We start from the raw sequence: 25,849 nt of genomic DNA on the forward strand, positions 1-25,849 counted from the left end.
AGCGCCTTTCGGAACCGGAAGGGTCCCGCAACCCTTCCGGGTCCGCCCGCGCTCTTCGTGACGAGGAGCGACCATGCCAGACACCTTCCGCGACCCGCTGCCGGCCGCCGCGCCGCTGTTCCTCTTCGCGACCGGCATCGAGAATAGCAACCCCCGGGTCGGAGACCGGCGGGTGGACCAGATGGCCGCCAGCGGGCACCTGCAGCGCTGGCGGGAGGACTTCGCCCTCGTGCGGGAGACCGGCTGCAACGCGCTGCGCTACGGCCCGCCGCTACCCACCACTTGGCTGGGGGAGGGGCGCTACGACTGGGACTTCGCCGACGAGACGATGGCGGCGCTGCGCCGGCAGGGCACCTACCCCATCGTGGATCTCTGCCACTTCGGCGTGCCCGACTGGATCGGCGACTTCCAGAACCCCGACTTCCCGCGCCTCTTCGCCGACTACGCCGCGGCCTTCGCCGGGCGCTTTCCCTGGGTGCAGCTCTACACCCCCGTGAACGAGATGTATGTCTGCGCTCTCTTCTCGGGCCGCTACGGCTGGTGGAACGAGCGCCTGAGCAGCGAGCGCGGCTTCGTGACGGCGATGAAGCACCTCGTCGGCGCGAACCGCATGGCCATGCGCGCCATCCTGCGGCAGCGGCCGGACGCGATCTTCATCCAGAGCGAATCCGCCGAGCAGTACCACGCGGCCTCCCCGCGCGCCTGGGCGGAGGCGCGCCGGCGGAACTCCGAGCGCTTCCTCTCGCTCGACCTCAACTACGGGCACCCCGTGGAGGCGCCGATGTACGAGTACCTGCTCGACAACGGCATGACGCGGGAGGAGTACGGGGCTTTCCAGAGCACCGACCTCAAGCGCCACTGCGTGCTCGGCACCGACTACTACGTCACCAACGAGCACCTGGTGATGGAGGACTGCAGCACGCGCGCTTCGGGCGACGTCTACGGCTACGCGACCATCATCCAGCAGTACTACGCCCGCTACCACCTGCCGCTGATGCACACCGAGACCAACCTGGTGGACGATCTTCACGGCAGCGCGGAGAACTGGCTGTGGAAGCAGTGGGCGAACCTCCTCCTGCTGTGGGAGACGCCGGTGCCGGTGCTCGGCTTCACTTGGTTCTCGCTGGTCGACCAGGTGGACTGGGACACGGCGCTGCGCGAGGACAACGGGCGGGTGAACGCGGTGGGGCTCTACGACATGGACCGGCAGCCGAGGCAGGTGGGGCGCGCCTACCAGCGGCTGATCGAGCAGTGGCGGGACGTGCTGCCCGCGCGGAGCCTCTGCCTTCAGCTCCCGCTGCTGCCGCTGACGCAGGAGGTGATGTCATGAAGATCGCGCTTGTCGGCTGCGGCGCCATCGCGCGCAGCCAGCACGCCCGGGCGCTCGCGGGCGACACCGGCTTCGAGCTGGTCGCGACCGTCGATCCCCGGGCCACGGTCCCCGGCTTCGAGGGCCGCCACTACACGGACCATCAGGCGATGCTGGCGGCGGAGCCGGCGGTGGAGGCCGTGTCGGTCGCCTCGCCGACGGGCACGCATTTCGCGGTGGCGCGCGACGCGCTCCTCGCGGGGCGGCACGTCATGCTCGAGAAGCCGCCGGCGACGACGCTCGGCGAGGTCGTCGAGCTGCAGCGCCTCGCGGCGGAGAAGGGGCGGGTGCTCGTCACCTCCTTCCACGCGCAGCACAACGCGGCGGTGGAGCGCGCGCGGGAGATCCTGGAAGGCCACCCGCCGCCCGAGAGCATCACCATCGAGTGGCGCGAGGACTTCGAGCGCTGGCACGGCGGGCAGGCCTGGCCCTGGCAGCCCGGCGGCTTCGGGGTCTTCGATCCCGGCATCAACGCGCTCTCGGTCCTCTGCCACGTCATGCCCGCCGCGGAGTTCCGGGTGGAGCGCGCGCGGCTCCGCCTGCCCCCGGGCGCCGCGACGCCCGCCCTCGTCGAGATGCGCCTCGCCTGGGAGGGCGGCGCGGGGGACGCCGCCTTCGAGTGGCGGCGCGGCGGGGAGGACGTGTGGAACGTCACCCTGAACGGCGCCTTCGGGACGCTGCTCATCCGCGGCGTGCGCACGCTGCTGCAGGACGGCGCGGTGGTCGTGCCGGAGGGCCCGAACCTCGAGTATGACGGGCTCTACTGCGCCTTCCGGGCCGCGATCGCGGCGGGCCGGTCGGCGGTGAGCCTGCGGGAGATGCGCATCATCGAGGACGCGCTCGCCGTCGCCGCGGTCGAGCACGGGGGCGAGGCGCTCTAGGCGGGTTCCCGGGCGAGGAGGGCGGCCTCGCCGGCGGGGTTCAGGCGGTAGAGGCCGCGCTCCACCCGATCGAACCAGCCGTAGACGTTGCGGAGAAGGATGGCGCCGGCCTCCGGCACCTCGGGCGCGAGGTCGCGGGGGCGGCGCGGGCCGTCCCGCATGGCCTCGGCGCAGGCAAGGGCCCTCTGGCGGTAGGCCGTCATGATCGGCGTGCGCGTCGCGCCACCCTTGTTCGGGTCGCCGCGGCGGCGGGCGTGCTCGCGCAGCAGGAGCGCGCGGCGGCGCGGGTTGCCGCGCGGCCGGTAGGGGGCGGGCTCGGCCAGGACCTCCACGCCGCCGCGGGACGGGTCGACGGCGAGGAGGCCGAAGCCGAGCAGGCGGCAGAGCCGGCGGACGCGCGAGTCCTGGTCGCGCCCGCGCGTTGTGGCGCGCACGGCGAGCCAGACCTCGTCCGCCGCCGCCATCCGGTCCACGCCCTGGAGAAGAAGCTCGAGCGTGAAGCCCATCTTCATCTCGGTGACGACGAGGAAGGGCGGCTCGCCCGGGCGGACGGCGACGATGTCGCAGCCGCAGACCTCACCCTTCGCCTCGTAGCCGAGGCCCTCGAGATGCGCCTTCACCGCGGCGTAGAGCGTCGTCTCGTGCGCCGCCGCCGGCGCGCCCCGGGGCGGCGCCGCGCGGCGACGGCGACGGGCCATGGCGGGAAGGCGCTCAGGCCTTGGTCTTGGCGGCCTTGCGCTTGGCCTTCTTCGCGCCGGCGAAGGCGGCGAGCTTCAGCGAGGGGCTCGCCTTGAAGCGGACGGTGGCGCCGGCCTTCACCGCGACCTTCTCGCCGGTGCGCGGGTTCAGCGCCGTGCGCTTGGGCGTCTCGCGCACCGTGAAGGAGCCGAAGTCGGGAAGGGAGAAGCGACCGTTCTCGACGATCTCCGTCTTGATGGCGGCGATGATGTCCGCGGCCAGGCGGCCGGCGGCGGCGCCGGTCATCTCGGCGGAGTTCTGGATGACGTCGGTGAGGAACTTCTTCGACACGGTATGGATCGTCCTTGTTGCAGGCCGGGCGGCAGGGCCGCCGTCGCGCCGTGGTCTTAGGGTTCTCCGCCCCCGTTTGTGAAGGCGCATCGCCGGATTCCGTGCCGCCCGGCGGCATCGCGCCGCGCGTGCGGCACGGGCGCGCGGCGCGGGATGGGATGATGGTTCACCGCGCGGGCGGCGGCTCGCGGCCGGAGACGCGCCGGCGCGGACGGCTCAGGCGCCGAGCACGGCCCGCGCCCGCGCGGCGTCGCTCGCGATCGCGGCCTTCAGCGCGTCCAGCCCGTCGAAGGTCGCGTCCTCGCGGAGGAAGCGGTGCAGGCGGATGCCGATCTCCTGCCCGTAGAGGTCGCCGAACCAGTCGAAGAGATGCGTCTCCAGCCGGGTCTCGGGGTCGCCGCCGAGGGTGGGGCGGCGGCCGACATTGGCGACGCCCGGCACGAGCGACCCGTCGGCCAGCACGGCGACGACGGCGTAGACGCCGCGCGCGGGCTCAAGGTGGCGGCCGAGCCAGACATTGGCCGTGGGCCAGCCGAGCTCGCGGCCCAGGCGGTCGCCGTGGAAGACCTCGCCCCGCACCTCCCAGTCGCGCCCGAGGAGGGCGGCGGCGCGGTCGGGGTAGCCGTCCTGCAGCGCGCGGCGGATCCGCGTGCTGCTGATCGGGCCGGCGGCGTCCGAGACCGGGGGCACGACGGTGAGGCCGATGCCGCGCCGCTCCGCCCAGCGCGCGAGGAAGGCGACGTCCCCGCCGCGCCGGTGGCCGAAGGCGAAGTCCGCGCCGCAGGCGAGGTGGCGGGCGCCAAGGGCCTCGTGCAGCACGGTGTCGCAGAAGGCCTCCGCCTCCATTCCCGCGAGCGCCGCGTCGAAGGGCACGGCGTGCACGTGGGCGCAGCCGGCCGCCGCCAGCGCCGCGGCCTTGGCGGGCAGGAGCGTCAGGCGGAAGGGCGGGTCCTGCGGGCGGAAGTGTTCGCGCGGGTGCGGCTCGAAGGTGAGGGCGGCGAGCGGCAGGTCCGGTCGGGCCGAGTGGGCGGCGGCGAGCACGGCGCGGTGGCCGCGATGCACGCCGTCGAGGTTGCCGAGGGCGACCGTGCCGCCGCGGGCCGCCGCGGGCAGGCCGTGCCAGCCGGTCCAGACCTGGCAGGTCATGCCCGGCCGGTTCAGGCCTGGGCCACGCGCTCGATCCAGCGCGTGACCTCCGGCGGGCGGAAGTCGGCGAGCATGTCGAGCGCCTGCTCGGGGCTGCCGGCCGTGAGGGCGAGGGCGCGGTGGTCCGGCTTCACGAAGCCCTCCTCGGCCATGGAGTCGAGCATGGCGTTCAGCCGGCTCCAGTAGCCCTTCACGTCGAGAAAGACCGTGCCCTTGCGGTGCAGGCCGAGCTGGGACCAGGTGAGGACCTCGAAGGCCTCCTCCAGCGTGCCGAAGCCGCCGGGCAGCACCACGAAGCCGTCCGACAGGGCGGCCATCATCGCCTTGCGCTCGTGCATCGAGCCCACGACGTGCAGCCGGGTGACGGAGCCGTGGCCGAGCTCGCGCTGCATCAGGTGCTCGGGGATCACCCCGTCCACCTCGGCGCCGCCCTCCAGCGCGGCGTCGGCGACGATGCCCATGAGGCCGACCTTGCCGCCGCCGTAGACGAGGCCGAGGCCGCGGGCGGCGATGGCGTGGCCGAGGGCCCGGGCGCCCTCCGCGTGGGCGGGGTCGGTGCCCGGGTTCGCGCCGCAGAAGACGCAGACCTTCTTCATCTCAGTGCTCATGGAATGAATGTGGCATCGCGGGGGGGCACTATCCAGCCGAGGAGGCGTCACTTCTGCCATGCGGGGAGGGGGGCGGGGGGCCTGGGATCATGACCACCGCCTCCCCGTCGAGGACCACCACGCCCGCCACGCTGCAGGTGGTGCGGAGGGTGGCGCGGCGCCGCTGCGGGTCGAGCGCCGTCACCTCCGCGGTGGCGGCCACGGTCTGGCCGATCCGGACGGGGCCGCGGAAGCGCAGCGTCTGCGAGACATAGACCGCGCCCGGCCCCGGCAGCCGGGTGCCGAGCAGGCCGGAGATGAGGGAGGCGGTGAGCATCCCGTGCGCCACCCTCTCGCCGAAGAAGGAGGTGGCGGCGGCCTCGGCGTCGAGGTGGACGGGGTTGTTGTCGCCGGAGACGGCGGAGAAGAGGAGGATGTCGGCCTCCGTGATCGTCTTGGCGAAGCGGGCCGACTGGCCCAGCGACAACTCCTCGAATCGCATACCGTCCATGTGAACCCTCCCGGCCGGGGCAGCATGGACAAGTCCCGACCCCGGGGCGAGAACCCGCGGTCGGATTTACTGGCGAAACAGCGAGGACGAGGCCCATGGCGGCAACCCGGATCGGCACGAGCGAGGACCTGCTGGAGGAGCTCCGCGGCTGGGTGCTGCACGAGACCCCCACCACGGACGCCGCCGCCGTGAACGGGCTGATGGACCGCGCCGAGGCGGCCCTGCGGGAGGCGGGGGCGGAGGTCACGCGCGTGCCCGGCCGGGACGGCTACGGGGACAACCTCATCGCCCGCACGCCGCCCTCGCCGAGCACGGGCAACCGCAAGCCCGTGGTCATCGCGGGGCACCTGGACACCGTGTGGGACCACGGGACGCTCGCCGCCTCGATGCCCTGGAAGGTCGAGGGGGAGAAGGCCTTCGGGCCAGGAATCTACGACATGAAGGCGGGCTCCTTCCTCGCCTTCCACGCGCTGCGGGAGATCCTGCGCCAGGGGGTGACGACGAACAGCCCCATCACCCTGCTGCTGACCCCCGACGAGGAGGTGGGCAGCCCGACTTCGCGCGAGCTGATCGAGCAGGAGGCGCGGGGGGCGAGCGCGGTGCTGATCCCCGAGCCCGCGGGCAACCCGGGCGGCGCCTGCGTGACGGCGCGCAAGGGCGTCGGGCGCTTCGTGGTCCGGATCCAGGGCGTCTCCTCCCACGCCGGCGGCAACTGGACGGAGGGGCGGAGCGCCGTGGTGGCGCTGGCCGGGATCGTTCAGAAGGTGCACGCCATGGTGGACCTGGCGGCGGGGGTCACCACCAACGTCGCCCCGGTCTGGGGCGGCACCCGGCCGAACGTGATCCCGCCCGAGGCCGGCTGCGAGATCGACCTCCGCGTCGCCAACCTCGAGGACGGGGCGCGGATGGAGCGGGAGATCCTGGCGCTGGCCGGCAGCGAGGACGGCATCACCATCACCGTGGAGGGGGGCATGAACCGTCCCTCCTTCACGGAGAACCCGGACATCCTGAACCTCTACGAGCGCGCGCGGGCCCTGGCGCGGGAGGCGGGCTACGAGCTGCCGAAGCAGCACCGCGGCGGCGGGTCGGACGGGAACTTCACGGCCGCCCTCGGCATCCCCACGCTGGACGGGCTGGGCTGCACCGGGGCCGGGGCCCACGCGCCCTTCGAGCACATCCTGTGGCGCGACCTCGCGCCGCGGGGCCAGGTGATCGCGGGGCTGCTGGAGACGCTCTAGCCCCCCCGCGTCAGGTCGCGCGCTCGACGACGTGGTAGCGGTCGCCGCTGTTGGCGGCGGTCGCGCCCGGCCGGGACCAGGCGATGGTGCGCACCGCCGCGGCCTTGCCGAGCCACTGGTCGAGCACTTGGATCCCGCTCTCGTCCTGGCCGAGATAGATGGCGGCGTGGCTGCTGCCGTCCTCGGCGTTGGCGTAGCGGCCCGCGGCGTCGAAGGTGGCGATGATGGTGCCGGGCTGGAGCGCCGCGTTGCCGCGCACGGCCTCGCCGCGGGTCCAGCCGCTGGTCTTGCCCACCTCCGGCTTCGCGGCCTGCACGAGGGCCACGCACTGGCCGGATCCGGCGGACTGGCCGATGTACTTCTCGTGCCCGGCCGCGAGGAAGGCCTTCGGGTGGTGCCCGCCGCTTCCCGGGGCGGCCGGGGCGGCGAGGGGCGCGGGCTTGCCCAGGCCGCTGTTGTAGCCCTCCTGCAGCCTCAGCAGGGAGCCCATCTCGAGGAGCTCGAGCGCGGGCGTCGCACCCCCGAGGGCCGGGGGCAGGTTCGGGACCGTGAAGCCGGTGCCGCGGGACACCGCGGGCGCGCCGGCGGTCGGGGGCAGGCCCGCGACGGGACGGACGCCGCTCACGGCGCGCCCACCGGCCGGGCCTGGCCGGTCGGAGAGGCGGCCGGGATCACCAGCGCACCGCCACGGGCACGACCTCGACCCCGCGCCAGCGGCGGCGGAGTTCCACGGGCAGGCACCAGCGCCGGGTTCCGCAGTCGTAGGATGGGGGCTCGGGCGCCCGGGCCTCGCGGCCGCGCTGGAGGCTGACGGCGCGGGCCACGAGGTCCCAGCGGTCCGCGCCGGCCGGCAGGGAAAGCTCCCGCTCGACGCCGTCGAGCGTGTAGTAGATCGAGGTCAGCCGGGCCGAGAGAGCCGCGGCCTCCGCTTCGAACCCGGCACCCAGGGTGGACACGTCCGGCCTCCATCGCGTTGCCCGGCCATTCAAGCGATAAATGCTTGCGCAACCGTGAAGGACCGGCGCGTCGCGCCCGGCCGTGAGACGGGTGTGCTCCCCGGGCTGGGCGCCGCCGCGGTGGCGCGCCTCAGAAGCGGAAGCGCGTGCCCGCCACCACCGTCCGGCCCGCGATGACGAAGCCGTTCGCGGGCTCGAAGCGGCTGTTCGTGAGGTTCCGCCCCTCCGCGAAAAGCGCCACGGGCTCGGTCGCCTGCCAGGTGGCCGTCAGGTTCAGCACCGTGCCGGCCTTGTTGTCGCGGGCCGTGGTGTTGGCGCTGCCGTCGTCGCGGTAGGAGGCGAAGGCGCCCTCGCGCGAGCGGCCGTAGAGGACGAGCTCGGGCGCGACGGTCACGCGGTCCCCCAGGCGCAGCGCGGCGTTGAGGACGAGCTGCTGTTCCGGCCGGCGGGCCAGGCGCTCGCCGGTGCGCGCGTCGCGCGCGTCGGTCACGGTGTAGGCTGCGGTGGCGGTCAGCCAGCGCGCCGGGCGGAGCGTCGCCGTGAACTCGCCGCCCTTGATCCGCGCCCGGTCGATGTTCTCGAGCGAGGTGAAGGCGGCGTCGAAGTTGATGAGGTCGCGGATGCGGTTCGCGAAGTAGGTGGCGCCGAGCGTCACGAGGTCGCGCTGGCCGGCGAGCGGGATGTCGAACTCCACGCCCGCCTCCCAGCCCTCGGAGGTCTCGGGGCGGAGGCTCGGGTTGCCCTGGAAGAAGCCGCTGATCACGCCGTAGCGCTGGTAGAGCGAGGGCGCCTTGAAGGCGGTGCCGTAGGCGGTGCGCAGGCGGGCCGAGATCTCCGGCAGGGCCAGCACGGCGCCGAGGCGGTAGGTGGCGTGGCTGCCGTAGTCCTCCGCGTCGTCGTTGCGGAAGCCCGCCGTCAGGTCGAGGCGGCGGAGGAGGCGGACCTGGTAGCCCGCGTGGACCGCGGTGCTGCTGGCGTCGGCGTTGGTCGTGGTGCGGAAGCCGCTGCCGCCGGAGGCCTGGCGGACCTCCTCGCGCTCGTGCGTCAGGCCGAAGGCGAGCTGGCTGGCGTCGAAGGGCCCGGCATCGGGCAGGCGGAGCTGGTTGCCCCAGTCATAGACCGTGCGCTCCCCGCGGTAGAGGTCGTCGGTGGAGGAGCGGGAGAGGCTGTCGGGCAGGTTGGTGTAGCGGCGGCGGTCCTCGGTGCGGGCGATGCGGAAGCCGGTGGTCCAGGCCTCGATGGGGCGCGCCTCGGCGCGGAGCTGGCCGGTGAAGCGGCGGTCGTTGAAGGAGTAGTTGGGGTCGTCCGCCGGGACGTTGTCGAGGCCGCCGTAATTGTCGCGCCAGTTGGCCAGGCCCTCCACGCGCAGGCGGGCATCGGGCGTCCAGCCGAGGCGGGCGGTGCCGGTCAGGCCGCGGAAGCCGTCGCGCTCGCCCGTGTTGGCGGCGAAGCGGCCGGGGGTCGCGTCGGTGCCGCGGGTGGAGAGGCTGCGGAGCGAGAAGAGGTAGTCGAACTGCCCGACCGTGCCGGCGACGCCGCCGCCGCCCCGCAGCGTGCGGTTGCTGCCGCCGGCGAGCTCCCCGAAGGCCTCGATGGGGCGGTCGGCGGGGGCGCGGCGGGTGACGATGTTCACCACGCCGCCGATCGCGCCCGAGCCGTAGAGGGAGGAGGCGGGGCCGCGCAGGACCTCGATCCGCTCCACCTCGAGTCCCAGGAGGTCGTTGCCGAAGTTGAAGGCGCCGTTGGGCTCGGAGGCGTCGTTCACGGGCACGCCGTCGAGCAGCACGAGGGCGTGGCGGGAGGCGGTGCCGCGGATGAAGGCGGAGGCCGGCTGGCCGGGGCCGCCGGATTGGATGAGGGAGAGGCCGGGGACGGAGACGAGAGCTTCGGCGAGGGTCTGGTAGCCGCGCTCCTCGATCGTCTGGCGGTCGATGACGGTGACGCTGCCCGGCACGCGCTCGATCGGGGTGGGGATGCGGGTGGCGGTGACCACGGTCTCCGCGACCGCCGCGCTGGGCTGGGTGGCGGGGGGCGCGGACTGGGCCAGGGCGGGCGCGATGCCCGCGACGGAGAGGGCGGTGAAGGAGAGCAGCAGGATACGTCGCATCGGGGTTCCCCAGGCGTGCGGTCACGATCGGCCGCGCGGCCCGGAAGGGCTGCGCGGCGGTGGACGCGGTTCCCGCATGCGGAAGGGGCGGATCGCCCCCCGTATGTCCGTTGCGCCGGTGCACCTCGCCCGGCACGCGCGAGACAGCTCTGCGCCGGCCGGTCTCCTGGCTCGCGTCCCTCCCTCTCGGGACCGGCCCCCGCCTTCTCGCGCCCCGTGCGGGGAGCAATGGCGCATGGGGGCCGGGATGGGCCGCCTACAGTTGCGAGGGCAGCTGCGGATGGGCGCCCCCCGGCCGGTCGGCCAGGAGGCACGTCGCGCATTCCCGTTTCAGCCCTTTCGGGCCACCGGCGCATGGGGGGCTCTTAGCGCGGCGGAGCGGCGGACGGAAAGGGCGGGCGGGCGGATGTTCCGCCGCCACGTCGCTCAGATCACGAGGCCCAGCGCCTTGATGCCCACCCAGGCGAGGGCGCCGAGCACCGCCGTCGCGAAGGCGCAGCCGAGCACGGTGAGGGCGATCCCCCAGCCGATGGTCCGGCTGTCGTGCTCCACGAGGCCGAGCGCCATGACGATGTTGCCGAAGGCGGGGGGGCCGTTGGTGCCGGGGCCGGGCAGGATGAGCATGATGGCGACGTAGACCGTCAGCCAGCCGAAGAGGCGGTCGCCGAAGGGGGTGGTGAAGGGGCCGGGCCGGGGGCGGACGTAGCACTCGATCTTGCCGAGCCACTTCGAGGAGGCGCCGGCCAGGCGGAGCAGGTCGGTTCGCTTGATCGACTGCCTGGCCATGAAGGCCGGGAACCACGGCACGCGCCGCCCGAGGCCCATCTGCGCCCCGAGCAGCAGCATGGGCGTGCCGAAGACGCTGGCCATGCCCGGCAGCAGCGAGGGCAGGAGGAGAAGGAGGATCAGCAGCCCGAAGGCGCGGTCCCCGAAGGCCTCGGCCATCTCGCCGAGGGAGATGCGCTCGCCCGGGAAGGTCGCGGCCACCTCCGCGACGATGCGGGAGATCGGCGCGGCCGCGGCATCGTCCCCCGCGGGCGGCGGGGGCACGGCGCCGGGCAGGGGCGGGCTCAGCGGGGCATCCATCGGGTCGTCCTGGTCACGGCGCGGCGGGGCGGCTCGCGTTCCCCGGAGGTGCCTTCTGCACGGTGGCCGGGCGGCGGTCCATGGGCAGGGCGGGACGGCCGTCTCTATTCCGGCTGGAAGCCGGCCAGGCGCAGCAGCCCGGCGTTGCGGGCCACGTCGTCGCGGATGAAGGCCTCGAGCGCGGGCTGGGTCTCCACCACCGGCTCGAAGCCCAGCGCGGCGAGGCGCTGGACCGTCGCGGGCTCGCGCATGCCCTCCGTCACCGCCTCGTGCAGGCGGGCGACGATCTCGGGCGGCAGGGCGCGGGGGCCCCAGACGCCGTACCAGGAGTAGAACTCGAAGCCGGGCAGACCGGCCTCGGCGAGGGTGGGCAGGTCGGGCGCGAGCTCGGTGCGGGCGGGGGTCGCGATGCCGAGGCCGCGGAGCTGCCCGCCGCGGACCATCGGCAGGATGGCCAGCGCCGCGTCGAACATCAGCTGGGCGTTGCCGGCGGCCACGTCTGACAGGGCGGGCGCGGTGCCACGGTAGCCCACGATCTCGACCCGCGAGCCGGTGACGCGGTTGAACTCGATGGCCGCGAGATGGCCGGCGGCGCCGAGGGAGGAGACGGCGAAGCTCCAGCGGCCGGGGTCGCGCCGCGCCGCCTCCACGACCTCCGGGATGCCGCGCGGTGGGAGCCTCGGGTCCATCACCAGGACCAGCGGGCCGCGCGCGGTGCGGGCGAGGGGGACGAAGTCGGCCACGGGGTCGTAGGGCGCGGCCTTCATCACCTGCCGGGCCATGGGGTGCACGCTGGCGGAGCCGAGGATGGTGTAGCCGTCCGGCGGCGCCTGCAGCACGGCGAGGCTGCCGATGGCGCCGTTGCCGCCCGCGCGGTTCTCCACCACCACGGGGACGCCGAGGCGCTCGCCGATCTTCTGCGCGGCCAGGCGCGCCATGGCGTCGGTCGCGGCGCCGGGAGTGTAGGGCACGACCATGCGGATGGGGCGGCTCGGCCAGGCGCCCTGGGCCCGCAGCGCCGGCGCGGCGAGGAGGGCGGGGGCCGCGGCCAGGGCGAGGCGCCGGTTCATCATGCTGGGGACCTCCGCTCGGCGTCGGCCCGGTTCCGGGCGGACGGGCGATCCTGCCCCGCGGGGACGCCCCTCGGCCAGCCCGGCCTTCCGCCGGCCGGCACGGCCCCCCACCTGCCGGGGATGAGGGACGTGGACGTCGCGCTGTGCCTGGCGGTGGACGCCTCCTCCTCCGTCGATCACGACGAGTTCGGGCTGATGATGGGCGGCCTGGCCGCCGCCTTCCGCGAGCCGGCGGTGGCCGCGGCGGCGGCGGGCGGGGCGCGCGGGGCGGCGGCGGTCTCGGTGCTGCTCTGGTCCGTGACGCAGGAGGTGGCGGTGCCCTGGATGCTGGTCGCCGACGCGGACGGCGCCGAGGCGCTGGCGGCGGCGGTGGACGCCACGCCGCGCCTCGTGCCCCCCGGCGCCACCGCGCTGGGCGAGGCAATGCGGGCGGCGCTCGGCCTGCTGGCGGCCTTCCCCGGCGAGGCCGCCCGGCTCGTCATCGACGTCTCCGGCGACGGGGCGGGGAACGCGGGCCTCCCCTCCGCCCCCGTGCGGGACGCGGCGGTGCGGGCGGGCGTGACCGTCAACGGGCTGGCCGTCGTGAACGAGGAGCCCGACCTGCCCGCGCACTACGCGGCCGAGGTGATCGGCGGCCCCGGCGCCTTCGTCATGGCCTGCGCGGACTACGCGGACTTCGCGGAGGCGATCCGGCGCAAGCTGGTGCGCGAGTTGCGCGGGGCGCTCACCGCCTGAGGAATCGGGGCGGAAACAGCCGCGGCGGGTTGTCCCGCCCGGGCGCGCGGGTGCAGCCTGGGCGGCGCCCGCTTCCCGCACCCAAGGCCTTCCGCATGATCTTCCTCACCCCCGGCCCCGTCCAGACCCGCCCCGAGACCCGGGCGGCCATGGCGGTGGACATCGCCCCCTGGGACCGCGACTTCGGCCCGGAATACGCGGCCATCCGCGACCGGGTGCGCGACATCGCGGGCGGCGTGCCGGGCGTCCACGCGACGCTGCCCCTGCAGGGCGCGGGGCACTTCCTGGTGGAGGCCGCGATCCGCACCTTCGTGGCCCCGGGCGGGCGGATTCTGGTGCCGAGCAACGGCACCTACGCCGACCGCATGATGCGCCTGGCCCGCGAGGCCGGGCGCGAGGCGGTGGCGCTGCCCGTGCCCGACACGCGCGGCGTGCGGGCCGAGGAGGTGGCGGCGGCGCTGGCGGCGGACGAGACGATCTCGCATGTCTGCATGGTTTACTCGGAGACGGGCAGCGGCATCGTCAACGACCCGGCGGCGGTGGGCGCGGCCGTGCGCGCGGCGGGGCGGCGGCTGATCCTCGACGCCGTCTCGGCCTTCGGCGCGCTGCCCTTCGACCTCAAGGCGCAGCCCGAATGCGACGCGGTGCTCTTCACCTCCAACAAGTGCCTCGAGGGAATGCCGGGGATCGGCTTCGCGGTATGCCCCATGGACCGCGCGCGGGCGCAGGCGGGGCAGGCGGGGTCCTGGTGCTTCGACCTCGGCGACGTGCTGAAGCACGCCGAGCGCCAGGGCTGGGGCTCTTTCCGCTTCACGCCGCCGGTGCAGGCGCTGCACGCCTTCGCGGTGGCGCTCGACCTCTACGAGGCCGAGGGCGGGCGGACGGCGCGGCTGGCGCGCTACGCGGAGAACATGCGCGTGTTGCGCGCGGGCGCGGAGGCGATGGGCCTCGTGCCCTACCTCGACGCCGAGCACCAGGGGCCGATCATCCTCACCCTTCACCAGCCGGAGACGCCGGGCTTCACGCTGCAGGGCTTTGTGGACGCGCTGAAGCGGCGCGGCGTGCTGATCAGCAACTTCTTCACGACGCCGACGCCGACCATCCGGATCGGCTGCATCGGCGCGGTGACCGCCGACGACATGCGCGCGGCCCTGCGCGCGATGGAGGAGGCGCTGGCCGAGCTCGGCGCCGCGCGGCAGGCGGCCTGAGCGCGGGGGGAGCTTTCCCCCCGCGGCCCCGGTTCAGAAGCGGTAGCGGACGCCGGCGCCGACGATCCAGGGATCGATGTTCGCGTGGCCGGTGACGAAGCCGCTGTTCACGCTGACATCCGGGCGCAGCCAGAGCTTCTTCGCGTCGATGTTCACCAGCCAGCGCGGCGCGACCTCGACGTCGAGGCCGAAGTTGATGCCGTAGCCGAAGGCGTTGTCGATCGACACCTTGTTGACCGGCGCGCTGCGCGGCCCGCCCTCGCCGTAGAAGATCGTGTAGTTCAGCCCGGCGCCGATATAGGGGCTGAAGCGCGCGGCCGGGAAGGGGTGGAACTGCAGGTTCAGCGTGGGCGGCAGGGCCCAGACGCGGCCGAGGTCGACGTCGCCGAGCGCGCTGCCCCGCACGTGCACGTCGTGGCGCGTGGTGGCGGCGATGAGGTTCAGCGAGACCTGCGGCGCGAGGAAGTAGGTGAGGTCGAGCTGCCCCGTCGCGGTGTCGCTCGCCTCCGGGCGGCCGCCGATGACGCTGACGCGCCCGCCGCCCTCGGGCAGCACGCCGATCACGCCGGCGCCGAGCACGATGTCGCCGGCCCTCTTGCCGCGCACGGGCTGGCCGCCGAACTCCTGGGCCGAGGCGATGGTGGGGATGAGCGCGGTGCAGGCCAGCAGGGCCGCGGCCAGGGCACCGGTACGGTGGGTCATAGCGTCCTCGTCTTCACGGGGCGGCCGGTCGCCGCCACGGGAAGCGGGCTACGCCCTGCGAATTCGTTCCGCTTTGATCTGGATCAAGCGCGGCGGCGTCAGCCGGCCGTGATGCTCGCGCGGCGCACGACGTCCCGCCAGCGCTCGATCTCCGCGCGCTGGAAGCGGTGGTAGTCGTCGGGCGTGGTGGGCACGACGTCGAAGCCGATCGCCTCCAGCCGCGGGCGCGTCTCGGGATGCAGCAGCGCGTCGCGCAGCGCGCCGGCCAGGCGGTCGCGCAGCGGCGTCGCCATGCCGGCGGGCGCCATGAAGGCCTGCCAGGAGGTGACGACGAAATCCTCGAGCCCCGATTCCTTCGAGGTGGGAACGCCGGGCAGCACGGGATGCGGCCGCTCGCTCGTCACCATCAGCGCGCGCAGGCGCCCGCCCGCGATGTGGCCGGCGACGGTGCCGAGGTTCTGGAAGGAGAGGTCCACGTTACCCGCGATGAGGTCGGTCGCCGCCGCCGCGCCGCCGGTGTAGGGGACGTGCGTGATCTCGGTGCCCGTGCGCAGCTTGAACAACTCCGTCGTCATCTGGTCCGAGGAGCCGACGCCGGAGGTGGAGTAGGACGCGCGGCCGCCGCGCTCCCGGAGCCAGGCGACGAGCCCCGCGGTGTCGCGCGCGGGGTGCTTGTCGTTCACCACGAGCACGTTCGGCGTGGTGGCCGCGAGGACGAGCGGCGTGAAGTCGCGCAGCGGGTCGTAGCCGAGGTTGGGCCGCAGCGCCGCGTTGATCGCCCAGACGCCGATCGAGCCGATCATCAGCGTGTGCCCGTCCGGCGCCGCCCGCATGACGACGCGCGCCGCGACCTCGCCGTTGGCGCCCGGCCGGTTCTCCGCCACGACGGGCTGGCCGAGGGTCTGCGCCATGCGGTTGGCCGCGGCGCGCGCGACGATGTCGGAGGGGCCGCCCGCGACGAAGGGCACGAGGACGGAGACGGGGCGGGTGGGCCAGGCCTCCGCCGGCTGCGCGCCCGCGGCAGGGGCCAGGAGGAGGGCGGGGGCGGCCAGGACGGCGCGGCGGGTGGGACGGGTCACGCGTTTCTCCTCCGGGCGGTGCTTTTCGGCCAGCATGGCACCCGCGGGCGGCGGGGGCCAAGCCCGGTCCGCTTGCCGGGGCGCCGGGCCTGCCGTAACCGGGGGCGGAGCGGATGGCAGGGAACGGATGAAGACGGATCTGGAGATCGCGCGGGCCGCGACGCTGCGCCCCATCGCCGAGATCGCGGCGCGCGCGGGCATTCCGGCCGAGGCGCTGGAGCCCCACGGGCGCTTCAAGGCGAAGATCGGCACCGACTTCCTGCGGGCGCAGGAGGGGCGGCCGGAGGGGACGCTGGTGCTCGTCACCGGCATCAGCCCGACGGCGGCCGGCGAGGGCAAGACGACCACCACCATCGGCCTCGGCGACGCGCTGAACGCGCTCGGCACCCGGGCCATGATCGCGCTGCGCGAGCCCTCGCTCGGCCCCTGCTTCGGGGTGAAGGGGGGCGCGACCGGAGGCGGGCGGGCTCAGGTGGCGCCGATGGAGGAGATCAACCTCCACTTCACCGGCGACTTCCACGCGATCACCAGCGCGAACAACCTTCTCGCCGCGATGATCGACAACCACATCCACTGGGGCAACGCGCTCGACCTCGACGTGCGGCGCATCGCCTGGCGGCGGGCGATCGACATGAACGACCGGGCGCTGCGGCTGGCGGCGCTCGGCCTCGGCGGCGTCGCCAACGGCTTCCCGCGCGAGGACGGCTTCGACATCACCGTCGCCTCCGAGGTGATGGCGATCTTCTGCCTGGCGAAGAACCTGGACGACCTTCGCGCGCGCCTCGGGCGCATCATCATCGGCCAGACGCGCACCGGCCGCGCCGTGACGGCGCACGAGCTGAAGGCGGACGGCGCCATGGCGGCGCTGCTGCGCGACGCGCTGATGCCCAACCTCGTGCAGACGCTGGAGGGGAGCCCCGCCCTCGTGCACGGCGGGCCCTTCGCCAACATCGCCCATGGCTGCAACAGCGTGATCGCGACGCGGCTGGGGCTCCGGCTCGCGGACGTGGTGGTGACGGAGGCGGGCTTCGGCGCGGACCTCGGCGCGGAGAAGTTCCTCGACATCAAGTGCCGCATGGCCGGCCTCGCGCCCGCCGCCTGCGTGGTGGTGGCGACCGTGCGCGCGCTGAAGATGCACGGCGGCGTCGCCAAGGCGGCACTCGGCACGGAGGACGTGGCTGCGGTGCGGCGGGGCCTTGCCAACCTCGAGCGCCACGTCCGGAACATGGGCAAGTTCGGCCTGCCCGTGGTGGTGGCGCTGAACCGCTTCACCAGCGACACCGCCGCCGAGATCGCGGCGGTGGAGGAGGCGATGGCCGCGCTCGGCACGCGCGCCATCCTCTGCACGCACTGGTCGGACGGCGCGGCCGGGGCGGCGGAGCTGGCGCGCGCGGTGCAGGGCCTGATCGCCGGCGGCACGGCGCGCTTCCGCACGCTCTACCCGGACGACATGCCGCTGGCCGAGAAGATCGGCACCATCGCGCGCGAGATCTACGGCGCGGCCGATGTGGCCTTGCCGCCGGCCATCGCCACGCGCCTCACGCGCTTCGAGGAGGCGGGCTTCGGGAACGCGCCGGTCTGCATCGCGAAGACGCAGTACTCCTTCTCCGCCAACCCCGCGCTGATGGGCGCGCCGACGGGGCACGTGCTGCCGGTGCGCGAGGTGAGGCTCTCGGCCGGCGCCGGCTTCGTGGTGGCAGTCTGCGGCGACGTGATGACCATGCCGGGCCTGCCGCGCCACCCGGCCGCCGAGACGATCGGTCTGGACGCCGAGGGGCGGATCGACGGGCTGTTCTGAGGGGCGCCCGCGCGCAACCTTCGGGCGGGCGGGGCGTTACGCCGCCTTGCATGCCCCGATGAGGAACGGGCCGGAGGCGCGGGGACACCCCCTGGCGCCTCCGGCCCGTTCTTTGCCTGGGCATCCCTGATGTCCGGGTTCCGCCCATGCCGATCCTCACCGTCCGACACGTCACGACCTACCGCTACCGGCAGCCCGTCTCCTTCGGGGAGCACCGGATGATGCTGCGGCCGCGGGACGGGCACGACCAGCGGTTGCTGGAGGCGCGGATCACCATCCTGCCGGAACCCTCCTCCTTCTGGTGGGTCCACGACGTCTTCGGGAACAGCGTCGGCGTCGCGCAGTTCACCACCCGCGCGCGGGAGTTGCGCTTTGAGAGCACCATGCGCCTCGACCACAGCCCGGTGGAGGCGCTCGACTTTCGGCTCGAGGAGCACGCGCGCCGCCTGCCTTTCTCCTACTCCGTGGAGGAGATGCCCGACCTCGCGCGCTCGATCGAGCGGCACATGCCCGATCCCGACCGCGCGGTGGACCGCTGGGCCCACGGCTTCATGCGGACGGACGGGCCGACCGGCACGCTGGACCTGCTGGTGGCGATGACGCGCGCGGTGAAGCGGGACTTCACCTACATCCCGCGCGCGGTGCGGGGCATCCAGGAGCCCTGGCGGACGCTGGAGATGGGCAGCGGCACCTGCCGGGACTTCGCGCTGCTGATGCTGGAGGCGGTGCGCGCGCTCGGCCTCGCGGCGCGCTTCGTCTCCGGCTACCTCTACTCCCCAGGACTGCAGGGCGAGCGCGAGGGCGGGCATGTCGGCGGCGGCTCCACCCACGCCTGGGTGCGCGTCTACCTTCCCGGCGCGGGCTGGGTGGAGTTCGATCCCACCAACGGCATCGTCGGCAACCGCGACCTCATCCGCGTGGCGGTGGCGCGCGAGCCCTCCCAGGCGGTGCCGCTGCACGGGCGGTGGAAGGGCTTCCCGGACGACGCCTTGGGCATGGACGTCTCGGTCGAGGTGACCGAGGGCGGCGATCCGGCGCCGGCGGCGCCGCGCCCCTTGGCGGCCCTGCCGGGCGACTGAGACGCCCGATGCCCCTCATCCCCGCCAACCGGAGACCCCTCGCCCGTGAAAATCCACGCCGGCTACGACATCACCTACGAGTGCCCGCAGCCCACCCCCATGCTGCTCGCGCTCAGCGTGCATCCCTCACGCCTGCCGGACGTGATCGGGCCGCACGCGATCACCTTCGACCCGCCGATCGGGGCCACGGAGTACCGCGACGGCTTCGGCAATCTCTGCCACCGCATCGTTGCGCCGGCCGGCCGGCTGACGATCTCCACCCGCTTCGACGTGACCGATCCAGGCACGCCCGACCTGGTGGTTCCGGAGGCGCGGCAGATCCCGGTGCACGAGCTTCCCGATGACGCCCTCGTCTTCCTGCTGGCCAGCCGCTACTGCGAGACGGACCGGCTGTCCGACCTCGCCTGGTCGCTCTTCGGCGGCACGGAGCCGGGCTGGGCGCGGGTGCAGGCGATCTGCGACTACGCGCACGATCGGATCACCTTCGGCTACGAGCACGCGGACGTCTACCGCACGGCCTTCAGCGGCAACAACGACCGCGTCGGCGTCTGCCGGGACTTCGCGCATCTCGCGGTCACGCTCTGCCGCTGCATGAACATCCCGGCCCGCTACTGCACGGGCTATCTCGGCGACATCGGCGTGCCGCCGGTGGACGCGGCGATGGACTTCTCCGCCTGGTTCGAGGCCTATCTCGGCGGCCACTGGTACACCTTCGACGCGCGCCACAACACGCCGCGCATCGGGCGCATCCTGATGGCGCGCGGGCGGGACGCGACGGACGTGGCCATCACGACCACCTTCGGCGCCTGCACGCTGGCGGGCTTCAACGTGGTGACGGACGAAGTGAAGGTGGAAGCCGCGCCGTGACGGAGCCCGCCCCGGTCGAGGTGGTGAACCCGGGGGGCGCCTCGCCCTTCGTGCTGCTCTGCGAGCACGCCTCCAACCACGTCCCCGCGCGCTACGGGGCGCTTGGGCTGCCGGAGGCGGAGCTCGGCCGGCACATCGCCTGGGACATCGGGGCGGCCGCGCTGGCGCGGCGGCTCTCGGCGCTGCTCGACGCGCCCCTGCTCCTCTCGGCCGTGTCGCGGCTGGTGATCGACCTCAACCGCCCGCCGGGCGTGCCGACGAGCATCCCGGAGCGGAGCGAGGACACGCCGATCCCCGGCAATCTCGGCCTCGCGCCCGAGGAGCGGGCGGCGCGGGAGGCGGCCTGGTTCCACCCCTTCCACGACGCGGTCACGGCCCTGCTGGACCGGCGCGCCGCGGCGGGGGCGCCCGCCATCGTGGTGGGGGTGCACAGCTTCACGCCGCGCTTCCAGGGCGTCGACCGACCCTGGCACGCGGGCGTCCTCTTCGCGGCGGCCGAGGGCTTCGGGCGTGCCCTGGCCGCGGCCATCGGGTCCGACCCGGCGCTGGTGGTGGGGGAGAACGAGCCCTACCGGATCGAGCCCGGCCTCCATGACTACACCGTGCCCGTGCACGGCGATTCCCGGGGAATTGACGCCGCGCTCATCGAGGTGCGGCAGGACTTGCTGGGCGATCCCGCGGGGATCGAGGACTGGGCGCTGCGCCTCGCCTCCGCGCTCGGCGGGGCCGCGGGGCGGCGGGTCTAGGGCGGGGGGCGCAGAAGGACCTCGTGGGGGCGGAAGGCCGCCTCCAGCCGCGCCGGCGCGAAGCGTGGGGCGGGGTCGTCCGCGACCAGGCCGCCCGCCTGGGAGGCGTGGGCCGCGACCGCCGCGCGCTTCGCCTCGAGCCCCGCGGCGATGCCGAGGCGCCAGCCCTCCGCGCCCTCGGGCCGGTCCGCCCCCGCGCAGGAGAGGTGGCCGAGGCCATTGCGCCGCGCGACCTCGGCCGCGATGCGGTGGGCGGCGCGGCGGGCGGGGTCACCCTCGGCCGGCCAGGGGGCGACCACGAGGTTGCAGTCCCGCGCCCAGGTGACGAGCGAGACGGCGTTCACGACCGCCTCGAAGACGGGGCCCGCCTCCGGGGTGGGGCCGTCGAAGAGGCCGGCCATGAGCAGGCGCTCGGGGCGGAGGCCGAGGCGGCGCACGGCCTCGCGCGTCTCCCGCTCCCGCTCCGCCGCCAGGCGGTCCGGGGGCCAGGCCGCCGAGCCCGGGTGCGACCCGCTGCCGTCGTGCAGCACCATGACGAAGGGCTGGCGGCCGCGCCGGCAGGAGAGGGCGATCAGCCCGCCGCAGTCGAGGCTCTCGTCCCCCGGCTGGAGCGCGAGGACGAGGATGTTCTCGTCGCCGGTGATGGCATCGAGGCCGGCCTCCGGCAGCGCCGCGTCGATGGGCAGGGGGGCCAAGGTCGTGCTCCGCCTCGCGATGTCGCCCGCAGGATAGGCGGCGGGGGAGGGGGTGGCCAGGACCGGCGGGGGGCGGAATAATGCCCCCGCGTGCCCTTGCCGGAGCGGCCGCGCCGGATCCCCCCGGGCGCGGAGACCTGAGGAGCCCCCCATGGACCAGCACCCCCCGCGCGGCCCGATGCCGGAATCCCTGGCCGTCTTCCCGCGCGCCGACGGCTCGCGCGTTCCCTACAAGGTCTTCAGCGACGCCGAGATCTACGCGCTGGAGCAGGAGCGCATCTATCGCGGCCCGACCTGGAACTTCCTGGGCCTGGAGGCGGAGATCCCGAAGCCCGGCGACTACAAGAGCAGCTTCATCGGCGACACCCCCGTGGTGATGACGCGCACCGAGGACGGGACGCTGGCGGCCTGGGTGAACCGCTGCGCGCATCGCGGTGCCATGGTGTGCCGGCTGCCGCGCGGCAACGCGCTATCGCATTCCTGCGTCTACCACCAGTGGAGCTTCGGCACGAAAGGCAACCTGCAGGGCGTGCCCTTCCGGCGCGGCCAGAAGGACGCGACGGGCATGCCGAAGGACTTCGACCCCAAGCGGCACAACCTGCACCAGCTCCGGGTGGAGAGCTACCGCGGCCTCGTCTTCGCGACCTTCAGCGACACGGTGGAGCCGCTGGCCGACTACATCGGCCCCGAGATGCGGCCCTATGTGGACCGGGTCTTCCACAAGCCCGTCGTCTACCTCGGCTGCACGCGGCAGTACTCGGACAGCAACTGGAAGCTCTACATCGAGAACGTGAAGGACCCCTATCACGCCAGCCTGCTGCACCTCTTCCACACCACCTTCAACATCTTCCGGGTCGGCATGCGGGCGCGCTGCCTGCCGGACGCGAAGGCCGGCCTGCACAGCGTGATCTTCGTCATGAAGAACGAGGAGGAGAACGCGGCGGACTACAAGAGCCAGGGCATCCGCTCCTACGACGAGGGCTTCCGGCTGGAGGACGATTCCATCCTCGCGCTGGAGAAGGAGTACGAGGAGGTCGCGACGAACCAGATCCAGCCGATCTTCCCGCAGCTCGTCATTCAGCAGATCCACAACACGCTCGTCGCGCGGCAGATCCTGCCGAAGGGGCCGGACCACTTCGAGCTTGTCTTCCACTTCTTCGGCTACGAGGACGACACGCCGGCGATGAGGAAGCTGCGGATCAAGCAGGCGAACCTCGTCGGCCCTGCCGGCTACATCTCCATGGAGGACACGGAGGCGACGGAGCTCGTGCAGCGCGGCACGTACCGGGACGCCGACAAGGCCTCGGTCATCGACATGTCCCGCGACGCGCCGGAGCGCCGGGACACGCTCATCTCGGAGCAGCTCATCCGGCAGTTCTGGATGGGCTACCAGAAGCTCATGGGCTTCGACGCGCCGGCGGCCGCCGCGGAATGAGCGGGGCCGAGGACCTGATGCTGCGCCTGGAGCTGATGTCGCTCCAGGACCGCTACGTCGCCGCGATCGACAACGACCGGATCGAGGAGTGGCCGGGCTTCTTCGTGGAGGACTGCCTCTACGAGATCGTCTCCCGCGAGAACGAGGAGGCGGGGCTCCCCGCGCCGGTGATCCACTGCGACAGCGCGCGCATGCTGCGCGACCGCGTGCTCGCGCTGCGCCACGCCAACATCTACGAGAAGCCGGCCTACCGCCACCTGGTCTCGGGCCTGGAGTGGAGGGCGGAGGCGGATGGCAGCCTCTCGGTCTCCAGCAGCTACGTCGTGGTGAACACCTCGCTGGAGGGCGAATCCAGCATCTACCAGGCCGGGCGCTACCTGGACCAGGTCGTGCGCACCCCGGACGGCCTGCGCTTCCGGCAGAAGCGCTGCATCTACGACACGCTGCGCGTGCAGACCCTGCTCGCCTTCCCGATCTGAGAGGCCCGATAATGAGCGAATGGCACGACGCCGCGGACGCCGGCGCGGTGGTGGAGGAGGAGGTGCTGGGCTGCGTCGTCGCCGGCCTGCCCGTCGCCTTGTTCCGGGTGGAGGGGAAGGTCTTCGCGCTGCACGACCTCTGCTCGCACGGCCACGCGCGGCTGTCGGAGGGCTTCGTCGAGGACGGCTGCGTGGAGTGCCCGCTGCACCAGGGGCTGGTCGACATCCGCACGGGCGCGCCGCGCACGGCGCCGATCAGCGAGCCCGTGCGCAGCCTCCCCGCGCGCGAGGTGGACGGGCGCGTGCAGGTGCAGCTCTAGCGGGGTCAGTCCCCGAACATGTAGCCCTGCACGAAGAGGATGTGCTCGCGCATCACGCGCCTTGCCTCCGCGCGGTCGCGCTGCCGGACGGCGTCCACCATCGCGTGGTGCTGGGCCTGCAGGATGGCGCGGTGCTCGGCCGTGTTGCCGCGGGCCTTGAGCCGGCCCCAGTCGGTCCGCTCCCGCACACGGGCGAGGGAGCGGGACATGGCGATGACGGCGCCGTTGTGCGTGCCGGTCGCGAAGGCGTCGTGCAGGGCGGCGTCCCAGCGCTCGAAGGCGGCGAGGTCCGCCGCCTCGTCCGTGCCGCGCAGGCACTCGGCCATGCGCGCGATGTCCGCCTGGCCCGCGCGGGCGACGGCCAGCGAGATCATCTCGGGCTCGAGGATGAGGCGGCACTCGACGACGTCGGACGGGCTGAGGCTCTCGTCCGGCGCTGGGGCGGGGTCGGCGCGGAAGGTGCCGCGGCCGACATGCCGGTGGATCAACCCCTGCTGCTCCAGCCCATCCAGCGCGCGGCGGACGGTGTTGCGGGCGACGCCGTAGCGGGCGCCGAGGTCGCGCTCCGTCGGCAGGCGCTCGCCCGCGCGCCAGCGGTCGGCCCGCAGGTCGCGCGCCAGGGCCTCCTGCAGGGCGACCGCGCCGAGGCGCTCTTTCGTGACTTCCGCCATCGCCTCGAATGTCTTGACCGGATCAACCAATGAGCGGACCATAAGCCCATATTGGTTCACTGAGAAGCCAGATTGGTATAGAGGGCGCCGCATGAAGCTCGCGATGATCCGGACGGGGGGCGCGGCGCGCCCGGTGCGCGTGGACGAGGCCGGGCGCCGCTTCTGGCCGGTCGAGGCGCTCGCCCCCGGCCTGCCCACGGACATGGTGGGGCTGATCGCGGCGCTCTCCGCGGGCGCCACCCTCCCGGAGCCGACCGGCGAGGGCCAGCCGCTGGACGAGGCCGCCCTGCTGGCGCCGCTGCCCAACCCGCCGCGGAACATCTTCTGCGTGGGCAAGAACTATTACGCCCACGCGCGGGAGTTCGCGGGCAGCGGCTACGACTCCTCCTCCACGGGCGCGGCGGACGCGGTGCCCAAGGCGCCGATCATCTTCACCAAGCCGCTCACCTCCATTTCCGGCCCCTGGGACGACATCCCGCTGGTGCCGGGGCTGGACGCGGAGGTGGACTACGAGGCGGAGCTGGCCGTGGTCATCGGCCGCGGCGGGCGCTGCATCACCAAGGCCGAGGCGATGGGCCATGTCTTCGGCTACACCGTGGTGAACGACGTCACCGCCCGCGACCTGCAGGGCAAGCACAAGCAATGGCTGCTGGGGAAGGGCATCGACGGCTTCTGCCCCATGGGCCCCTGGATCGTGACGGCCGACGAGGTCGACGTCGCGACGATGCGCCTCACCTGCGCGGTGAACGGCGAGGCGCGGCAGGACGCCGTCACGTCCGACCTCATCTTCGACATCCCGACGCTGATCGAGACCATCTCGCTCAGCATGGCGCTGCTGCCGGGCGACGTGATCGCGACGGGCACGCCGGAGGGGGTGGGCATCGGCTTCAAGCCGCCGCGCTTCCTGCGGGACGGCGACGTCGTGGAATGCGCGATCGAGGGCATCGGGCGCATCCGCAACACCCTGCGGCGCGCCGACCCGGCCGCGCTGCGCGGCGCGGCCTGAGCCGTCGGCGCGCGTGACGGGCGGCGCGGCCGCCAGCGGGAGGGAACGAAGGTGCTCTATCGTCGCGGCGTGATGGCTGCCCTGGGCGCGCTGGCGCCGCTTTCCGCGCGGGCGCAGGCGCCGGCCTGGCCGACGCGCGCCATCCAGATGATCGTCGCCTTCCCGCCGGGCGGGCAGGCCGACGTGACGGCGCGCCCGCTCGCCTCGGCGCTGGAGCGGGTGCTGGGCCAGGCGGTGCCGGTGGTGAACCGCGCGGGCGCCGGCGGCATCGTCGGCAGCGCGAGCGTCGCCCGCGCGGCGCCGGACGGCTACACCTCGCTCCTCGCGCTCTCCTCGCTCGCCATGCTGCCGGAGAGCGAGCGCATCCAGGGCCGCGTGCCCGCCTACACCGTCGAGCAGCTCGCGCCCGTCGCGCGCATCACCGCCGACCCGACCGTGCTGGTCGTGCCCGCGAATTCGCCCTGGCGCTCGATAGAGGAGTTCGTGGCGGACGCGAAGCGGCGGCCGGGCGCGATCACCTACGGCTCGGCGGGCAACTACTCCACGCTCCATGTCGCCATGGCGATGCTAACGGGGGCGGCCGGGATCGACCTGCTGCACGTTCCCTTCCAGGGCGGCGGCCCCGCGCTGACCGCGCTGCTCTCGGGCACGCTGGACGCGCTCGCCTCCGGCCCCGGCCCCGCGCTGTCGCACGTGAAGGAGGGGCGGCTGCGCGCGCTGGCGAGCTGGGGCCGCGAGCGCATCCCGGGCTTCGAGGCGGTGCCGACCTTCATCGAGCTCGGCTATCATGACGTCGAGTTCTACATCTGGACCGGCTTCTTCGTGCCCGTCGCGACGCCCGCGCCAATCCAGGCGCGCCTGCGCGAGGCGCTGCGGGGGTTGTGCGAGAAGGACGAGGGGCTGAGGCGCGCGTTGGACGCGGCGGGCAGCCCCATCGCCTACCAGGACGGCGAGGCCTTCGAGCGCTTCTTTCGCGAGGACAGCGCGCGGCTGGTGCGCGCGGTGCAGCGGATCGGCAAGGTCGATTGAGGCGTTGGAAAGGGATG

The 25,849-nt window shown here is 73.8% G+C and carries 28 protein-coding genes and 1 riboswitch; of the genes, 14 read left to right on the top strand and 14 right to left on the bottom strand.

The window, feature by feature from the left end; translation table 11 throughout:
• Positions 1–73: 73 nt before the first annotated feature.
• Together EAH89_RS03600 and EAH89_RS03605 are read left to right on the top strand one after the other, a co-directional pair.
• The gene (locus tag EAH89_RS03600) at positions 74–1,330 is read left to right on the top strand and encodes a family 1 glycosylhydrolase (RefSeq protein WP_140881394.1); all 1,257 of its coding nucleotides are present in this window, start codon (positions 74–76) and stop codon (positions 1,328–1,330) included.
• Positions 1,327–2,250: a Gfo/Idh/MocA family protein gene (locus EAH89_RS03605; RefSeq protein WP_140881395.1), complete on the top strand. Its 924-nt coding sequence runs from the start codon at positions 1,327–1,329 to the stop codon at positions 2,248–2,250. The genes EAH89_RS03600 and EAH89_RS03605 overlap by 4 nt, the downstream gene beginning before the upstream one ends.
• Here EAH89_RS03605 and EAH89_RS03610 read toward each other — a convergent pair.
• The 5 genes from EAH89_RS03610 to EAH89_RS03630 all read right to left on the bottom strand — a co-directional run bounded on the left by EAH89_RS03610 (position 2,247) and on the right by EAH89_RS03630 (position 5,523).
• A complete protein-coding gene (locus EAH89_RS03610; RefSeq protein ID WP_140881396.1) occupies positions 2,247–2,948 on the bottom strand; it encodes a DUF2161 domain-containing phosphodiesterase in 702 nt (233 codons plus the stop codon). The two genes, EAH89_RS03605 and EAH89_RS03610, sit on opposite strands and share 4 nt — an antisense overlap.
• A gap of 13 nt (positions 2,949–2,961) precedes the next feature.
• The gene (locus tag EAH89_RS03615) at positions 2,962–3,279 is read right to left on the bottom strand and encodes an HU family DNA-binding protein (RefSeq protein ID WP_140881397.1); all 318 of its coding nucleotides are present in this window, start codon (positions 3,277–3,279) and stop codon (positions 2,962–2,964) included.
• A 216-nt stretch (positions 3,280–3,495) separates the two neighbouring features.
• Positions 3,496–4,425 (bottom strand): bifunctional riboflavin kinase/FAD synthetase, encoded by a 930-nt coding sequence (locus EAH89_RS03620; protein ID WP_140881398.1) that lies wholly within the window; start codon positions 4,423–4,425, stop codon positions 3,496–3,498.
• 11 nt (positions 4,426–4,436) lie between these two features.
• Entirely contained in the window at positions 4,437–5,021 is a 585-nt protein-coding gene (locus EAH89_RS03625; protein ID WP_140881399.1) for an LOG family protein, read from the bottom strand.
• A 40-nt stretch (positions 5,022–5,061) separates the two neighbouring features.
• Positions 5,062–5,523, bottom strand: coding sequence for a MaoC family dehydratase (locus EAH89_RS03630; protein ID WP_140881400.1), 462 nt, complete (start codon positions 5,521–5,523; stop codon positions 5,062–5,064).
• 95 nt (positions 5,524–5,618) lie between these two features.
• On the opposite strand from EAH89_RS03630, the gene EAH89_RS03635 reads away from it, so the two are divergent.
• Positions 5,619–6,761, top strand: a complete 1,143-nt coding sequence (locus EAH89_RS03635; protein ID WP_140881401.1) for a M20 family metallopeptidase — start codon at positions 5,619–5,621, stop codon at positions 6,759–6,761.
• A gap of 10 nt (positions 6,762–6,771) precedes the next feature.
• On the opposite strand, the gene EAH89_RS03640 is transcribed toward EAH89_RS03635, so the two are convergent.
• The 5 genes from EAH89_RS03640 to EAH89_RS03660 all read right to left on the bottom strand — a co-directional run bounded on the left by EAH89_RS03640 (position 6,772) and on the right by EAH89_RS03660 (position 11,983).
• The gene (locus tag EAH89_RS03640) at positions 6,772–7,386 is read right to left on the bottom strand and encodes a BPSL0067 family protein (RefSeq protein ID WP_206667438.1); all 615 of its coding nucleotides are present in this window, start codon (positions 7,384–7,386) and stop codon (positions 6,772–6,774) included.
• A gap of 46 nt (positions 7,387–7,432) precedes the next feature.
• On the bottom strand, positions 7,433–7,717 hold the full coding sequence (locus EAH89_RS03645; protein WP_140881402.1) for a hypothetical protein: 285 nt from the start codon (positions 7,715–7,717) through the stop codon (positions 7,433–7,435).
• A 130-nt stretch (positions 7,718–7,847) separates the two neighbouring features.
• Complete coding sequence (locus tag EAH89_RS03650) at positions 7,848–9,824, bottom strand: TonB-dependent receptor plug domain-containing protein (RefSeq protein ID WP_140881403.1); 1,977 nt, start codon at positions 9,822–9,824, stop codon at positions 7,848–7,850.
• A 139-nt stretch (positions 9,825–9,963) separates the two neighbouring features.
• Positions 9,964–10,191: riboswitch (cobalamin riboswitch) on the bottom strand.
• Between the two features lie 59 nt (positions 10,192–10,250).
• Positions 10,251–10,910, bottom strand: a complete 660-nt coding sequence (locus EAH89_RS03655; protein WP_140881404.1) for an exopolysaccharide biosynthesis protein — start codon at positions 10,908–10,910, stop codon at positions 10,251–10,253.
• A gap of 104 nt (positions 10,911–11,014) precedes the next feature.
• Positions 11,015–11,983, bottom strand: a complete 969-nt coding sequence (locus tag EAH89_RS03660; RefSeq protein ID WP_140881405.1) for a Bug family tripartite tricarboxylate transporter substrate binding protein — start codon at positions 11,981–11,983, stop codon at positions 11,015–11,017.
• Positions 11,984–12,103: 120 nt separating this feature from the next.
• Here EAH89_RS03660 and EAH89_RS03665 point away from each other — a divergent pair, with 120 nt between their 5' ends.
• Both EAH89_RS03665 and EAH89_RS03670 read left to right on the top strand, forming a co-directional pair.
• Positions 12,104–12,718, top strand: a complete 615-nt coding sequence (locus tag EAH89_RS03665; RefSeq protein WP_140881406.1) for a DUF1194 domain-containing protein — start codon at positions 12,104–12,106, stop codon at positions 12,716–12,718.
• A gap of 95 nt (positions 12,719–12,813) precedes the next feature.
• Positions 12,814–13,926 (top strand): 2-aminoethylphosphonate--pyruvate transaminase, encoded by a 1,113-nt coding sequence (locus EAH89_RS03670; protein ID WP_140881407.1) that lies wholly within the window; start codon positions 12,814–12,816, stop codon positions 13,924–13,926.
• Positions 13,927–13,959: 33 nt separating this feature from the next.
• Here the strand turns inward: EAH89_RS03670 and EAH89_RS03675 are convergent, their stop codons facing one another.
• Together EAH89_RS03675 and EAH89_RS03680 are read right to left on the bottom strand one after the other, a co-directional pair.
• Complete coding sequence (locus EAH89_RS03675; RefSeq protein WP_140881408.1) at positions 13,960–14,628, bottom strand: OmpW/AlkL family protein; 669 nt, start codon at positions 14,626–14,628, stop codon at positions 13,960–13,962.
• Positions 14,629–14,726: 98 nt separating this feature from the next.
• Entirely contained in the window at positions 14,727–15,707 is a 981-nt protein-coding gene (locus EAH89_RS03680; protein ID WP_241666843.1) for a Bug family tripartite tricarboxylate transporter substrate binding protein, read from the bottom strand.
• 127 nt (positions 15,708–15,834) lie between these two features.
• On the opposite strand from EAH89_RS03680, the gene EAH89_RS03685 reads away from it, so the two are divergent.
• The 4 genes from EAH89_RS03685 to EAH89_RS03700 all read left to right on the top strand — a co-directional run bounded on the left by EAH89_RS03685 (position 15,835) and on the right by EAH89_RS03700 (position 20,197).
• On the top strand, positions 15,835–17,505 hold the full coding sequence (locus EAH89_RS03685; RefSeq protein WP_140881410.1) for a formate--tetrahydrofolate ligase: 1,671 nt from the start codon (positions 15,835–15,837) through the stop codon (positions 17,503–17,505).
• 146 nt (positions 17,506–17,651) lie between these two features.
• Positions 17,652–18,584, top strand: a complete 933-nt coding sequence (locus EAH89_RS03690; protein WP_140881411.1) for a transglutaminase family protein — start codon at positions 17,652–17,654, stop codon at positions 18,582–18,584.
• Positions 18,585–18,629: 45 nt separating this feature from the next.
• Positions 18,630–19,451 carry a transglutaminase domain-containing protein gene (locus EAH89_RS03695; protein ID WP_140881412.1) on the top strand — a complete coding sequence of 274 codons (822 nt, stop codon included), beginning with the start codon at positions 18,630–18,632 and terminating at the stop codon, positions 19,449–19,451.
• The gene (locus tag EAH89_RS03700; RefSeq protein WP_161993468.1) at positions 19,448–20,197 is read left to right on the top strand and encodes an N-formylglutamate amidohydrolase; all 750 of its coding nucleotides are present in this window, start codon (positions 19,448–19,450) and stop codon (positions 20,195–20,197) included. The genes EAH89_RS03695 and EAH89_RS03700 overlap by 4 nt, the downstream gene beginning before the upstream one ends.
• Here the strand turns inward: EAH89_RS03700 and EAH89_RS03705 are convergent.
• Positions 20,194–20,892 carry a PIG-L deacetylase family protein gene (locus EAH89_RS03705; RefSeq protein ID WP_161993469.1) on the bottom strand — a complete coding sequence of 233 codons (699 nt, stop codon included), beginning with the start codon at positions 20,890–20,892 and terminating at the stop codon, positions 20,194–20,196. The genes EAH89_RS03700 and EAH89_RS03705 overlap by 4 nt on opposite strands.
• A gap of 151 nt (positions 20,893–21,043) precedes the next feature.
• Here EAH89_RS03705 and andAc point away from each other — a divergent pair, with 151 nt between their 5' ends.
• Genes andAc through andAb form a run of 3 tightly spaced genes read left to right on the top strand, consistent with a single transcriptional unit; the run spans position 21,044 to position 23,126 of the window.
• A complete protein-coding gene (andAc, locus tag EAH89_RS03710) occupies positions 21,044–22,327 on the top strand; it encodes an anthranilate 1,2-dioxygenase large subunit AndAc (protein WP_140881415.1) in 1,284 nt (427 codons plus the stop codon).
• Positions 22,324–22,806, top strand: coding sequence for an anthranilate 1,2-dioxygenase small subunit AndAd (andAd, locus tag EAH89_RS03715; RefSeq protein WP_140881416.1), 483 nt, complete (start codon positions 22,324–22,326; stop codon positions 22,804–22,806). The genes andAc and andAd overlap by 4 nt, the downstream gene beginning before the upstream one ends.
• Positions 22,807–22,817: 11 nt before the next feature.
• On the top strand, positions 22,818–23,126 hold the full coding sequence (gene andAb / locus EAH89_RS03720) for an anthranilate 1,2-dioxygenase ferredoxin subunit AndAb (protein ID WP_140881417.1): 309 nt from the start codon (positions 22,818–22,820) through the stop codon (positions 23,124–23,126).
• Positions 23,127–23,131: 5 nt separating this feature from the next.
• Here the strand turns inward: andAb and EAH89_RS03725 are convergent, their stop codons facing one another.
• The gene (locus EAH89_RS03725; RefSeq protein WP_241666844.1) at positions 23,132–23,797 is read right to left on the bottom strand and encodes a FadR/GntR family transcriptional regulator; all 666 of its coding nucleotides are present in this window, start codon (positions 23,795–23,797) and stop codon (positions 23,132–23,134) included.
• A gap of 91 nt (positions 23,798–23,888) precedes the next feature.
• On the opposite strand from EAH89_RS03725, the gene EAH89_RS03730 reads away from it, so the two are divergent.
• Both EAH89_RS03730 and EAH89_RS03735 read left to right on the top strand, forming a co-directional pair.
• Positions 23,889–24,803, top strand: coding sequence for a fumarylacetoacetate hydrolase family protein (locus tag EAH89_RS03730; protein ID WP_140881419.1), 915 nt, complete (start codon positions 23,889–23,891; stop codon positions 24,801–24,803).
• A gap of 51 nt (positions 24,804–24,854) precedes the next feature.
• Positions 24,855–25,832, top strand: a complete 978-nt coding sequence (locus EAH89_RS03735) for a Bug family tripartite tricarboxylate transporter substrate binding protein (RefSeq protein WP_241666845.1) — start codon at positions 24,855–24,857, stop codon at positions 25,830–25,832.
• Positions 25,833–25,849 lie beyond the last annotated feature (17 nt).

The organism is Muricoccus nepalensis (assembly GCF_006438825.1).
In the GTDB taxonomy this organism is placed as follows: Bacteria; Pseudomonadota; Alphaproteobacteria; order Acetobacterales; family Acetobacteraceae; genus Roseomonas; species Roseomonas nepalensis.

Excerpts from the sequence above, each read along its gene's own strand:
- EAH89_RS03665 (WP_140881406.1), top strand. The coding sequence starts at position 12,104 with ATGAGGGACGTGGACGTCGCGCTGTGCCTGGCGGTGGACGCCTCCTCC.
- EAH89_RS03610 (WP_140881396.1), bottom strand. The coding sequence starts at position 2,948 with ATGGCCCGTCGCCGTCGCCGCGCGGCGCCGCCCCGGGGCGCGCCGGCG.
- EAH89_RS03690 (WP_140881411.1), top strand. The coding sequence starts at position 17,652 with ATGCCGATCCTCACCGTCCGACACGTCACGACCTACCGCTACCGGCAG.
- EAH89_RS03670 (WP_140881407.1), top strand. The coding sequence starts at position 12,814 with ATGATCTTCCTCACCCCCGGCCCCGTCCAGACCCGCCCCGAGACCCGG.
- andAc (WP_140881415.1), top strand. The coding sequence starts at position 21,044 with ATGGACCAGCACCCCCCGCGCGGCCCGATGCCGGAATCCCTGGCCGTC.
- EAH89_RS03655 (WP_140881404.1), bottom strand. The coding sequence starts at position 10,910 with ATGGATGCCCCGCTGAGCCCGCCCCTGCCCGGCGCCGTGCCCCCGCCG.
- EAH89_RS03635 (WP_140881401.1), top strand. The coding sequence starts at position 5,619 with ATGGCGGCAACCCGGATCGGCACGAGCGAGGACCTGCTGGAGGAGCTC.
- EAH89_RS03725 (WP_241666844.1), bottom strand. The coding sequence starts at position 23,797 with ATGGCGGAAGTCACGAAAGAGCGCCTCGGCGCGGTCGCCCTGCAGGAG.
- andAb (WP_140881417.1), top strand. The coding sequence starts at position 22,818 with ATGAGCGAATGGCACGACGCCGCGGACGCCGGCGCGGTGGTGGAGGAG.
- andAd (WP_140881416.1), top strand. The coding sequence starts at position 22,324 with ATGAGCGGGGCCGAGGACCTGATGCTGCGCCTGGAGCTGATGTCGCTC.
- EAH89_RS03685 (WP_140881410.1), top strand. The coding sequence starts at position 15,835 with ATGAAGACGGATCTGGAGATCGCGCGGGCCGCGACGCTGCGCCCCATC.
- EAH89_RS03660 (WP_140881405.1), bottom strand. The coding sequence starts at position 11,983 with ATGATGAACCGGCGCCTCGCCCTGGCCGCGGCCCCCGCCCTCCTCGCC.
- EAH89_RS03675 (WP_140881408.1), bottom strand. The coding sequence starts at position 14,628 with ATGACCCACCGTACCGGTGCCCTGGCCGCGGCCCTGCTGGCCTGCACC.
- EAH89_RS03730 (WP_140881419.1), top strand. The coding sequence starts at position 23,889 with ATGAAGCTCGCGATGATCCGGACGGGGGGCGCGGCGCGCCCGGTGCGC.
- EAH89_RS03650 (WP_140881403.1), bottom strand. The coding sequence starts at position 9,824 with ATGCGACGTATCCTGCTGCTCTCCTTCACCGCCCTCTCCGTCGCGGGC.
- EAH89_RS03620 (WP_140881398.1), bottom strand. The coding sequence starts at position 4,425 with ATGACCTGCCAGGTCTGGACCGGCTGGCACGGCCTGCCCGCGGCGGCC.
- EAH89_RS03625 (WP_140881399.1), bottom strand. The coding sequence starts at position 5,021 with ATGAAGAAGGTCTGCGTCTTCTGCGGCGCGAACCCGGGCACCGACCCC.
- EAH89_RS03605 (WP_140881395.1), top strand. The coding sequence starts at position 1,327 with ATGAAGATCGCGCTTGTCGGCTGCGGCGCCATCGCGCGCAGCCAGCAC.
- EAH89_RS03630 (WP_140881400.1), bottom strand. The coding sequence starts at position 5,523 with ATGGACGGTATGCGATTCGAGGAGTTGTCGCTGGGCCAGTCGGCCCGC.
- EAH89_RS03600 (WP_140881394.1), top strand. The coding sequence starts at position 74 with ATGCCAGACACCTTCCGCGACCCGCTGCCGGCCGCCGCGCCGCTGTTC.